Source organism: Draconibacterium sediminis, from assembly GCF_000949475.1.
Taxonomy (GTDB): Bacteria; Bacteroidota; Bacteroidia; order Bacteroidales; family Prolixibacteraceae; genus Draconibacterium; species Draconibacterium sediminis.
Window position 1 is genome coordinate 169,615 of record NZ_JRHC01000005.1, and the last position, 12,611, is coordinate 182,225.

Here is a 12,611-nt window from a genome sequence, read left to right on the forward strand (position 1 = left end):
TTCTTACAATAAATGTTACAAATAGAAACCGGATTTATATTTTTGGCAATCTAAAAATCTGGTTGTCTATAAATTTAAAATCAAAATAATGGCGATAATAAAACCATTCAAAGGACTTCGTCCTCAAAAAGAAATTGTTGAAGAACTGGCATGTCTTCCTTACGACGTAATGAATTCGGAAGAAGCAGCTGTAATGGCTGAAGGAAAAGAGAAATCGTTGCTTCGTATTACAAAAGCCGAAATTGAATGCCCGGGAGTGGAAGATATTCACTCGGAAACGGTTTACAACAAAGCCGTTGAAAACTTCAAAGCTTTTCAGGAAAAAGGTTGGCTGCAGGACGATGCCGAGGCCAAATATTATATTTATGCACAAACCATGAATGGGCTTACCCAGTACGGAATTGTAGGTGCTGCTGCCTGTGCCGATTACGAAAACGGCATTATTAAAAAGCACGAACTTACCCGTCCGGAGAAAGAGGAAGACCGCATGGTTTTAACGCGTTATTTGAATGCCAATATCGAGCCGGTATTTTTTGCCTACAAAGCCGTGGCTGAAATTGATGCCATTGTTGAGAACATTGTAAAAAGCAAAGCTGCCGATTACGATTTTACTGCAGAAGACGGATTTGGTCACCATTTCTGGACCATCGACGATGCCGAAACAAATGCCAAACTGGAGCAACTTTTTGAAGATAAAGTTCCGTTTACTTATGTGGCCGATGGTCACCACCGAACTGCTGCTGCTGCGCGAATTGGTGCCGAAAAAACGTTACAGAACCCAAATCATACAGGCGATGAGGAGTACAACTATTTTATGGCTGTACATTTTCCGGATAACCAACTGCAGATTATCGATTATAACCGCGTGGTAACCGACTTGAACGGTTTATCGGAAATCGATTTCCTTGCCGAGCTTTCGAAAGGTTTCGATGTAGAGAACATGGGACCTGAGATTTTTAAACCATCGGCACTGCACGAATTCAGTTTGTACCTGGCCGGAAGCTGGTATAAATTAACTGCCAAAGAAGGAACTTACGATGATTCAGACCCGATTGGAATTCTGGATGTAACGATCCTTTCTAACCAGGTGCTCGATCCGATTTTGGATATCAAAGACCTGCGTACGTCAAAACGTATCGATTTTGTTGGAGGTATTCGTGGTTTGGCAGAGCTGAAACGCCGTGTTGATTCGGGCGAAATGAAAGCAGCCTTTGCACTGTCCCCGGTTTCCATGCAGCAATTAATAAACATTGCCGACAGTGGAAATATTATGCCACCAAAAACAACCTGGTTCGAACCAAAATTACGCTCAGGGTTGGTGATTCATAAATTGGACTAAACTTTTAAGTCATCCGCTCACTATATGTTGTAGCAAACTGTGAGCTGATGACTCGACAATATTATATCCCGGTCCGTCAGCTGACAGATCGGGATTTTTTTTGAAAGCCTCATAGTGATAAAAGAGAGAAAGTTCACGCAGAGTACGCGAAGTTTTCGCAATGCACGCATCACAGACTTTTCCGGAGGCATAAATCTTTGCGGACTTTGCGCTTCTTCTTTTCTTTGCGTGAAACGATATTCTCCTCCTTGTATTCCTGTTTGTGATTTCCGTGAGTCATGCATGTTTTTTGTGCCTGTCATTCTTCAAACACTAAAAATTCCCTAACTTCAAAAGCTAAATACGATCAGCAATGGACATCGACAACATATCTTTATCTACCATTTACAAAAAGCGCAAAAACGACCGCGATATTTTCCAGGAGCTAATGCCCACCAAAGTAAAAGAAGTACTGCTGGTGGCCACGCTTTACGACTCGTATTCCATTGTGCGCGAGGGGCAGTTCAGCGATAAAATTTTTGGCGAATACTTGCAGCTAAACCTTTACGCTGCGCCTCGTTTTACCAGTGTGCACACCCAGGAAGAGGCAACGCTTATACTGGAACACCGCGATTTCGACCTGATAATTGTAATGGCCGGAATGGATAAACACACACCGGTTGAAACCGCCCGTGCCATTAGGGATTTGCGCCCAAAAGTACCTCTTTTGTTGTTGGTGAATAACAATGCCGATTTGCGTTTCTTCAAGGCCGAGCGCCGAAAACTCGATTTTATCGACCGCATTTTTGTGTGGAACGGAAACTCGAATGTTTTTATGGCCATGATCAAATACATCGAGGACAAAAGCAACGTGGCACGCGATACACAAAATGGTAGCGTTCGGATAATCTTGTTGGTGGAAGACAGTATTCAGTATTACTCGCGTTACCTGCCAATGCTTTACACCACGGTAATGACCCAGACACAGGTTTTGGTGAATGAAGATGCCGCTGATGAGCTGCATAAAATTTTACGGATGCGGGCCCGGCCAAAAGTAATTCTGGCTGACAACTACGAGGAGGCAGTGAAATTTATAAACAGCTACCGGCGGTACATGTTGTGTGTAATTTCTGATGTGAAGTTTGAACGAAATGGAGTAGAAGACGAAGATGCCGGTATTGATTTGCTGAAGTTTACACAATCAACCCGGAAATTTCCGATTCCTTTGCTTCTGCAATCGCACGACATTTCCAATGCACAGCGTGCCAAAGAAGTAGGTGCCGATTTTATCAATAAAAACTCGGAGAGCCTGTCGATGGATATTTTCAATTTCCTTTACCGGCGATTGGGATTCGGCAACTTTGTTTTTAAAGGCATGGATGGTTTGCCCATTGCGCAGGCAAAAAACCTGGTGGAGTTTCAGGAGAAATTCAGAGATATCCCCGAAGAATCGTTGCAATATCACGGAAGCCGAAACTCTTTTTCCACCTGGCTAATGGCGCGTGGCGAGATCAACCTGGCAGAATTGCTTATGCCAATTCAGATGTCGGATTTTGATTCGCCTGAAGAACTGCGGCAGTTTTGCCTCGACAGTTTTAAAAAAGTGCGCTTCGAACGCTTGCGGGGTACCATTGTAAATTTCGACTCCGAATTTGTTTCGTCCAGCCGCTTTATCGTGCGTATGGCAAAAGGTTCGCTGGGCGGAAAGGGGAGAGGTATCGCTTTTATCTGCAATTTTATCGAGAACATCGACTTCGCGAAACTGATTCCTGAAATGAATATCCGCATTCCTTCAACATCGGTAATTGGTGCGCTGGAGTTCGATAAGTTTATTGAAACCAACAACCTGTACGACGATATTTACTCGTTTAACGATTATAGCGCCATCCGAAAACATTTTCTTGAATCGGAGTTCGACGATAAGATCAGGAAAAGACTGATCGAATACCTTAAAAAGATAAAAAGGCCGCTGGCAGTGCGCTCGTCGGGATTGTTCGAAGATTCTTTGCTGCAACCTTTTTCGGGGGTTTATGCTACTTATCTTATTCCGAATAATCATCCCGATTTGGAGGTGCGTTACCAACACCTTGAAATGGCCATTAAGCTGGTTTATTCCAGCATTTTTACCGAGTCGGCGCAGGCGTATTTCGATGCGGTGAATTACAAAATTGAAGAGGAAAAAATGGCGGTGGTCATTCAGGAAGTGATTGGCCACGAGTACAACGATAAATATTATCCTACGCTTTCGGGCGTGGCGCAGTCGTATAATTATTACCCCATTGCCTACATGGAACCCGAAGATGGTTTTTCGGTAGCTGCCGTTGGGCTCGGAATGTATGTTGTTGGTGGCGAGAATGCATTCCGCTTCTGTCCGAAATACCCCAGCCTGAATGCATCGTCGTTAAAAGATTTGTTGCGCGATACGCAGAAACAGTTTTATGCCATCGATCTGTCGAACCCTGATTTTGATCTGGCGGCAGACGGCGAAGATGCAGCCATAAAAAAATACCGCATAAAAGAAGCCGAAAAAGACGGAACGCTGGAGCATTCGGCATCCACTTATTTCATCGAAAATGACGATCTGATACCGGGAATTCAGGGGCCGGGACCCAAAGTAATTGACTTTGCCAATATATTAAAGTACAACCATCTGCCGCTTGCCGATGTGTTGCAGTTGCTGCTAAAACTGTTTAAGGAAGCAATGGGTTCGCCGGTGGAAATTGAATATGCCCTGGATCTGGAGCCGGCGGAAAACGGCAAACCAACGCTTTATTTATTGCAGATAAAACCGCTTATCCGCATCGAGGAAGAGGTGGAAGTGGATATTGAAATGGTGGAAGAAGACAAGGTATTTATGTATGCCGAGCACGGAATGGGCAATGGCAAAATTAAAGACATTTACGATGTGGTTTTTGTCGATCCGGATAAGTTCGACAAAATGAAGACCAAACAAATGGCGCAGGAGATCAGTAAATTAAACGACTGGTTCGAAAAAGAGGACCGCTCGTATATCCTTATCGGGCCGGGACGCTGGGGCTCGCGCGATCCGTATACCGGAATTCCGGTGTTGTGGGCAAACATCTCGAAAGCCAAAATAATTGTTGAAATGGGCTTGCCCGATTTCCCGCTCGATGCTTCGCTGGGCTCGCACTTTTTCCACAATGTAACGTCGATGAATGTGGGCTACTTTTCGGTGCCGCATAATTCGCGAAACACCAAACTAAAAATGGAGGCTTTGAAACAACAACCGGTGCTTCGCGAAACCGAATTTATAAAACATGTGCAGTTTGATAAACCACTTACCATTTTAATGAACGGGCGCGACCGGCGTGTTTTAATTCACTGCTAGAAGCAAACTGTATATGCACGCATTCGACTATTAATTGCTGTGAGTTGAATGGGTTTTCGTTTCGCAAAAAATATTTTAACGGCCCGGAATAATCATTTGTTTTCCTGTATATATTTGGGTACTAATTTTTTGATTTTATGAATATAGTGCGCAAAGTCCGTGCTGTTGAAAAATTATTCAAAACACTGGAAAAAGATATCCTGAAATTACAGGAAAAAACGGGTCTGCATTGTGTCGATAATTGTATAAAATGCTGCACCACTTCAAATATTACCGCTTCGGCTCTTGAGTTTTATCCATTAGCCTATTATTTGCATAAGCACAATTTGGCGGATAGTGTGCTTGTGAATATTGATCAGATAAACGATCCGAAAATTTGCCCGGTCTTAAATTATATGTCAACCGAAAACAGGCGCGCAGGCTGTATGTTTTACGAGCAACGAGGATTAATATGCCGCTTATTCTCGTATAATTACCGCACCGATAAACACGGCACACGGCTTATTGCGGCATGTAAAACGATAAATGAGGAACAGACAGTATTGGTTGCAAACGCGAATCGTATTTTGCTGACAAAACCATTGGGACCCAAGGCTACAGCTTATTATCAGCGCTTGCAGTTTATCGATTTCAAAGAAGCCCAGAAACAATATCCGATTGGTGAAGCTATCCGGATTGCCGTTGAATCAGTAGTAACTTATTTCCATTACAGCGGGAAAAAGGTGGTGTAAGGGTTTCAATATGAAAAAGCGGGAATACGTTCCTTTGCTGGATACTTTTAACGAGATGAAACTAAAATCGCCGTTGTTTACTCTGACTTAGCGAACCGTCTAGTGGTAGACCCTTGTACTGGGTGGTGTAATAGCCTATCTGATAGGCTTTGTTGCCTTTCGACTGCCTACTCGATTGGCTGCTGGCTATTTTTTCTTTGTTGAATCAATGTCCCAATAATAGTTTTTCAATCGTGTTTGTTTTATTGTCGGGATATAACCGAGTTGTTCTTCGCATAAGTCTTTTAAGTTGTCCTTAAGTTTCGATACTTGGTCAATAAAGTTATATCCGATGATGATCTGGTCAATCTTGAGCAAAGGAACTTCAGGGTCGTAATTTTGTCTGTTTTTATGAAATAATGGGAGTTTCAGATATCGAATGTTGTCTCTGTTTTCTATCAATTTGTACAAGTCGGATTTTATTATTGGGAATACAGGCTGACCTTTAAAAGTAACTGTCCTATTTACCATTCCGGAGCGTTTTTCTCTTCTATCAAATACGATACGAACTTCTTTTTCTATTGCAAACATTTTGGATTTATGAAAAGCACAAAGTTTTCCAAAATCTAAATTTATTGATGGTGTTGTTTTGTTTAATTGGTCTATAAGCTCGAGGAGTTTAACAAATCTTTGTCGTTGGTCTGCACCATAGATAACTTGACTTATATGAAAGTCTTTCCACTCTGTAGGGTTATTTGCAATTGAAAACACAATAGCAAGACCTTTACCATTTTGTCCGTAAAGGCGCCACATATTGAATTCATCTTGAGCGTTTCTAAGAATTTCGCGCTTACAAAATGAGATAAGATAAAGATTGTCTTTCGAGTCTTCGACTAGTTCCTTTCTCAGATTGAAAACTTTACTCGCAAATGTGAATTCTCTTGGGTCATTGAGGTTGTTAAGATTGTAAAGTCGAACGGATTGCTCTTGTAGTATGGAGTTTAAAGCGTAAATGTTACTAAAATGAACAACCGACTGTTCTTTGAAGAAATAAGGGCTTCTTTCAAGGTTTCTATTGTCTGGCGGAATATTGAAATGAATATTGTTCCATACATCCTTTCCATTTTTATTATTTCCGTATTTTAAATGAGTCGTGTCAAGTCCGGGGAATAATGTAAGAAGCCCTTGCTTGAATCGCTCTATTTTCTGTTCTGTTGTCATTTTTTAGTTTGCTACCCGCGTATGTATATGTGTACAGTGTACTTATCTTATTACCGCGCACTTCTGGAATGTGCCTTTATCCTTGGTGTTAATACCTTCTGAAAAGGAGATTTGAGTTTTATCTTGCGCAGAGTAAAGTTCAATGTATTCGGTTATTTTAATCTTTAGTGCATTAAATATAATTGTTTTTTCGGTAATAGTTTAAAAATCCGTTTGGTGGCTTAAACAAAAGTTTAAAGCAAAAAACAATTCTGAGGCTTAAACTTTTGTTTAAACGCTGGCGGAGCTCCGGTGAGCGCTTAAACGTTTGTATAAAGGCTTCCGGTCTTCCTTTTGGCGCTTAAACGTTAGTTTAAACGGCGTCGGGCGTTCCTTTTGGGGCTTAAACGTTTGTTTAAACCTCGTCGGGTGTTCCTTTCAAGGCTTAAACGTTAGTTTAAGGGTAGAAAGTTAATTCCGGGGGTTTAAAACTTATCGGCAAGCGGCAAAATACGATTCATATGTTCAATAACATGCGGGTAAAGGCTTGATATTTAGTTCCGGTTGCCGTAAATTGCTAATGCTAATTGCCCGGGTAACTCAAAAAATCATTATAATCAATCCCTCTGCAAGCAGCCCAAATAATACAATTACTAATGTAAAATCTAAAACCATGATTGAAAAAATTATTGTTAACAGCCGCACAACCGAAATTCACGGAACTACACGTTTACTTATTAATGCTTTCCTGCAATCGGCATTAAGCGCCGACCGAACGCTTATGCCGATGTTTACCTCCATTACCGAACAAAATAATGCCCTTGGCGATGCCATCGACCGCTCGAAAGCACAGAGTATATTGGCCGACAAGGATGATATCCGCGATGCTGCCGACCGGGCAGTGGGGTACCTTGTGAAGGGGTACACCTATTACCCCGACGAAACGATTCGTAATGCAGCACTGGTGGTTGAAGCCGTATTTGATAAATATGGATTTTCGGTAATCGACGAAAGTTATGTAACCGAGTCGTCGCACCTGGTATCGATGCTGGGCGACCTTGCTGCTCCCAATGTTCAGGCGGCCATTGCGCTGCTGCCGGGAGTAGCTGAAAATATTGCCACCCTGCAGGCTGCACAAAACGATTTCGAGGACACACAAACCCAATATGCTGAAGAGCTGGCCGAAGAAGACGCCCAGCTAAATGCCTCTACTTTGAAAAAACAAGTAGCTGCCCTGATCAACGACGACCTGGTGGTATTTTTACGTTCGGCCGAGCGTTTTCAGGCCGAAACCTACGGCGCATTTGCCGCCACCGTTGCCAAACTTATTGCCGACAATAACGACGCCGTCCGCAAACGCTGGAGTAAAGATGATTCGGAGGGGTAATGGACTCACCCTGATCGAAACAAGTTTCGATCTATCCCTCTCTGCTTTCGCAAAGAGGGAAGGAGCTTTGAGGCTGGTTGCCGTAAATTAAGTGGATAGGTGGTTTGAAAATCCGGCTGGTCGTCCCTCTTTTTGCAAAAGAGAGGGAGACGAGGGTGAGTAAAAAAGGAATATAATGAGCGATGATCATACTCCGATAAGTAGAGCGAGGAAACTGCGTCAGAGAATGACTGAAGAAGAAAGAATCCTTTGGCAGCAACTCCGAAACAGAAAGTTTCTCGGGTTAAAGTTTTTGCGGCAACATCCGATAATCTATGACCGCATAAACTATAAACCAAAATACTTTATTCCCGATTTTTATTGTGATGAAAAAAAGTTGATAATCGAGCTTGATGGTAAGATTCACGATTTTCAAAAGCAAAGAGACCAGGATCGGGAAGATATACTACACGACCTTGGTCTTCATATGTTAAGAATAAAAAACGAAGAGGTTAACTCTGATATTATTGGGGTTCTGCATAAAATAAAGCAATTTATTCAGCTATTGGACTCACCCTGATCGAAACAAGTTTCGATCTGTCCCTCTCTGCTGTCGCAAAGAGGGAATGAGCGTTGAAGCGTCAAAGTTGATAATTTGTAGCAAAGTGGTTTGAAAATCCGGCTGGTCGTCCCTCTTTTTGCAAAAGAGAGGGAGACGAGGGTGAGTAAAGATGATTCGGAGGGCTACTGGACTTACCCTGACCGAAACAAGTTTCGATCTATCCCTCTCTGCTGTCGCAAAGAGGGAAGTAGCGTTGAAGCGTCAAAGTTGATAATTTGTAGAAAAGCGGTTTGAAAATCCGGCTGGCCGTCCCTCTTTTTGCAAAAGAGAGGGAGACGAGGGTGAGTAAAGATGATTCGGAGGGCTACTGGACTTACCCTGACCGAAACAAGTTTCGATCTATCCCTCTCTGCTGTCGCAAAGAGGGAAGTAGCGTTGAAGCGTCAAAGTTGATAATTTGTAGAAAAGCGGTTTGAAAATCCGGCTGGCCGTCCCTCTTTTTGCAAAAGAGAGGGAGCGAGGGTGAGTAAAGATGATTCGGAGGGTTAATACATAGATTTTGTTTTAAGGATTAAAAGGGGATGTTGCCATGTGCACATCCCTTTTTTTGTACGCTGTTTTTACCCCGTTTAACATTCACTTAACCCACCGGCAAAGCACATAAACTTTTTAGTGCTTAAAAATAGTTCTCATTCTCCCTGAAAACAGGCGCTTTTGGTGAATCTATCGGGTGTTTATCTCTAAAAATGAGTAAAAATAATTCAATCCGTTAACGTTAACGGAAAACATTAAAAACTTATATTTGCCCGCTCAAAACAATAAATAAAGTACTAATTACACCTGTGAAATAAGGTTATAGATTTTTTGATGATGAAGAAATTAAATCGTACCAACGCAACTGAAACAAATAGTTACCCAACACGCATACTTCAATTTGGTGAAGGAAATTTTTTACGTGCTTTTACCGACTGGATCGTTGATAAAATGAACAAAGAGATCGGTTTTAACGCCGGTGTTGATGTGGTTCAGCCGCTGCCAAACGGTATGGTTAACATGTTAAACGACCAGGACGGGCTTTACCATGTTTACCTGAAAGGGATTAAAAACGGGACGCCGGTAACCGAATTTTCGCTGATCGACTGTATCAATAAAGGCATTAATCCATACAGCGAGTTCGAATCGTACAAAGAAAGTATACTGAATCCCGATCTTCGTTTTGTGTTTTCGAATACTACCGAAGCCGGTATCAGCTGGGAAGAAAACGATACGCTGGAAATGGCTCCTCAAACGTCGTTTCCGGCAAAAGTGGCGGCATTGTTATACATGCGCTACAAAGAATTTAATGGCGACAAATCAAAAGGTTTGATATTTTTTGCCTGCGAGCTGATTGACCGAAACGGAGATATCCTTAAGAAATTCGTATTGCAACATGCCGAAAAATGGAACCTTGGCAACGATTTTATCAGCTGGGTGAACGAGGCCTGTTGTTTCTGCAGCACGCTGGTTGACCGTATTGTTCCGGGTTTTCCGCGCGAAGAGATCAAAGAAATTCAACAAGAGTTAGGCTACGAAGATAACCTGGTTGTGGTTGGCGAATATTTCCACCTGTGGGTGATTGAAGCGCCGGAGTGGGTGCAGGATGAGTTTCCTGCTGAAAAAGCCGGTTTGGAAGTGAAGTTTGTAAAAGACATGAAACGTTTCCGCGAGCAAAAAGTACAGGTGCTGAATGGTTGCCACACCGGAAGTTATGCCGTGTCGTACCTGAGCGGAATTGAAACCGTTCGCGATGCCTACGAAAACCTCGAGGTAGGTAGTTTTATGAAAGAGCTGGTATACGATGAGGTATTAACGGTTCTGGATGGAACAGAAAAGGAACTGAAGAAATTTGCCAACAAAATTCTGGAGCGTTTTGCCAATCCGTTTATTCGTCATCAGTGGCAAAGTATTGCCTTAAATGCCATGTCGAAATGGGAAACACGTAACCTGCCATCGCTGATTAACTTCGAACAAAAACACGGCATGTTGCCACAAAAGCTGGTGTTCTCGCTGGCGGCAATGATCGCGTATTTTAAAGGCGAGGCCAATGGCGAAGCCTACAACGTTCAGGACGATGAGTGGATCGTTGACTTTTATAAAGAAGCCTGGGCAGAATGTGATGGCCGCCCGATTTCGATTTACATTTTGTGCGAAAAAGTATTGAGCCTTGATAAAGTTTGGAAACAAAACCTGAATGATATTCCAAACCTCACGATTACCGTTAGTCACTACCTGTTCCTGATTACGCAGGTGGGCATGAAAAAGGCAGTTAAAGCGGTACTTAGCGAAGACAATCCGCTGATGCAGATTACCATCGATAAAATGAGCAATTAAACAAATACTTTCTCGCAGATTACGCGGATTTCGCTGGAATTAATTGTTTAAGATCTGTGTTATCTGCACCATCTGCGAGAAACTTTTAAGAAAACAGAAATGGCAGACTTCATAAAAATAAATCCAACCGACAATGTGATCATCGCCTTAAAAGATTTTACAGCAGGTGAATCGATTGTAGTTGATGAGCAGGAGCTGGCAATTAAAAATGATGTTCCGAAAGGGCACAAAATTGCACTTACTGCTATTGCCGAAAACGAGGATATTATTAAATATGGTGCGCCGATTGGCCATGCTACACAAGCCATCGAAGCCGGAGAACACATACATGTTCAGAATCTGAAAACAAATCTTTCGGGCACCATCAATTATTCTTTCGATCAGAAATTAAACGAACTGGCCGTTGCCAGACGTGAGCTCACTTTTCAGGGTTACAAACGTAGCAATGGCAAGGTGGGAATCCGCAACGAACTGTGGATTGTGCCAACAGTTGGTTGTGTGAACGGACAGGCGCAGCAGATCATCGATTTGTTTAAGCAGGAAGTAAATCCGACCGATATTGATGCGGTAGAAGTGTTTAAACACAGCTACGGTTGCTCGCAGTTGGGCGACGACCACGTGAATACGCAAAAAGCACTGGCAGATGTGATTAATAACCCAAATGCCGGTGGTGTGTTTGTGCTCGGTTTGGGTTGCGAGAATAACCAGATCGACCACCTGAAAAAGTTTATTGGTGAATACGACGAAAGCCGTGTGCGCTTTTTAGCATCTCAGGATGTGGAAGATGAGGTGGAAACCGGACTGGAGATTTTGAAGGAAATTTACGAAGTGATGCACACCGATAAACGCGAAGCTGTTCCTTTGTCGGAGCTGAATATCGGTTTAAAATGTGGTGGATCGGATGGTTTTTCAGGAATTACTGCCAATCCGTTGGTAGGTGCTTTCTCCGATTTTTTGGTGGCGCAGGGTGGAACCACAATTCTTACCGAAGTACCTGAAATGTTTGGTGCCGAAACTTTGCTGATGGAGCGTGCTCAAAACAAAGAGGTGTTTGACAAAACGGTAAGCCTGATCAACGATTTTAAAGATTATTATCTGCAACATAATTTGCCGGTTTACGAAAATCCGTCGCCGGGAAATAAAAAGGGTGGTATTTCAACGCTCGAAGATAAGTCGCTGGGATGTACCCAAAAAGGTGGTACAGCAACAGTGGTCGACGTTTTGAAATATGCTGAGCCCTTAAAAACAAAAGGTTTGAATTTATTGTCGGCACCCGGAAATGATTTGGTGGCTGCATCGGCACTCGGATTTAGCGGCTGCCAGATGGTACTGTTTACCACAGGGCGCGGAACACCGTTTGGCAGTTTTGTGCCCACCATGAAAATCTCTACCAACTCTGATCTGTTCAACAAAAAGAAAAACTGGATAGATTTTAACGCCGGCACTTTGCTCGAAGGCAAAACCATGGACGAGCTTTTGGAAGACTTTGTTCAGTTTATTATTGAAGTAGCCAGCGGCAAACAATTAAACCACGAAAAAACCGGGTTTAAAGAAATTGCCATTTTTAAAACAGGCGTAACGTTATAGCTACCATAATTGAGAAGTATTATTTAGGTCCCCGCAGCCATGGGTTGCGGGGATTTTTTTTAGTGAGACCCAAATTACAGGAGAGAAACGAACTGTAATTTGATGGTCGAACTAATCCCGATAGCAGAGCATATCGGGATAAATGAGTT

At 42.6% G+C, this 12,611-nt stretch carries 8 protein-coding genes; 7 read left to right on the top strand and 1 reads right to left on the bottom strand.

Annotation, left to right across the window (positions count from 1 at the left end; all coding sequences use genetic code 11):
* Positions 1–88 precede the first annotated feature (88 nt).
* The 3 genes from LH29_RS17505 to LH29_RS17520 all read left to right on the top strand — a co-directional run bounded on the left by LH29_RS17505 (position 89) and on the right by LH29_RS17520 (position 5,398).
* A complete protein-coding gene (locus tag LH29_RS17505) occupies positions 89–1,339 on the top strand; it encodes a DUF1015 domain-containing protein (protein ID WP_045032286.1) in 1,251 nt (416 codons plus the stop codon).
* Positions 1,340–1,691: 352 nt separating this feature from the next.
* On the top strand, positions 1,692–4,667 hold the full coding sequence (locus LH29_RS17515) for a PEP/pyruvate-binding domain-containing protein (protein ID WP_052671059.1): 2,976 nt from the start codon (positions 1,692–1,694) through the stop codon (positions 4,665–4,667).
* Positions 4,668–4,804: 137 nt separating this feature from the next.
* Positions 4,805–5,398, top strand: coding sequence for a hypothetical protein (locus tag LH29_RS17520; protein WP_045032288.1), 594 nt, complete (start codon positions 4,805–4,807; stop codon positions 5,396–5,398).
* 186 nt (positions 5,399–5,584) lie between these two features.
* Here LH29_RS17520 and LH29_RS17525 read toward each other — a convergent pair whose 3' ends face one another.
* Positions 5,585–6,598, bottom strand: a complete 1,014-nt coding sequence (locus tag LH29_RS17525) for a DUF2971 domain-containing protein (protein ID WP_045032290.1) — start codon at positions 6,596–6,598, stop codon at positions 5,585–5,587.
* A 652-nt stretch (positions 6,599–7,250) separates the two neighbouring features.
* Here LH29_RS17525 and LH29_RS17530 point away from each other — a divergent pair.
* The 4 genes from LH29_RS17530 (at position 7,251) to LH29_RS17545 (ending at position 12,462) form a co-directional block, all read left to right on the top strand.
* Entirely contained in the window at positions 7,251–7,964 is a 714-nt protein-coding gene (locus LH29_RS17530) for a DUF6261 family protein (protein ID WP_157493747.1), read from the top strand.
* 175 nt (positions 7,965–8,139) lie between these two features.
* Positions 8,140–8,523 (top strand): endonuclease domain-containing protein, encoded by a 384-nt coding sequence (locus tag LH29_RS17535; protein ID WP_045032294.1) that lies wholly within the window; start codon positions 8,140–8,142, stop codon positions 8,521–8,523.
* Between the two features lie 849 nt (positions 8,524–9,372).
* Entirely contained in the window at positions 9,373–10,875 is a 1,503-nt protein-coding gene (locus LH29_RS17540; protein WP_157493748.1) for a tagaturonate reductase, read from the top strand.
* Positions 10,876–10,974: 99 nt separating this feature from the next.
* Positions 10,975–12,462, top strand: a complete 1,488-nt coding sequence (locus tag LH29_RS17545) for a UxaA family hydrolase (RefSeq protein WP_045032298.1) — start codon at positions 10,975–10,977, stop codon at positions 12,460–12,462.
* Positions 12,463–12,611: the final 149 nt, after the last annotated feature.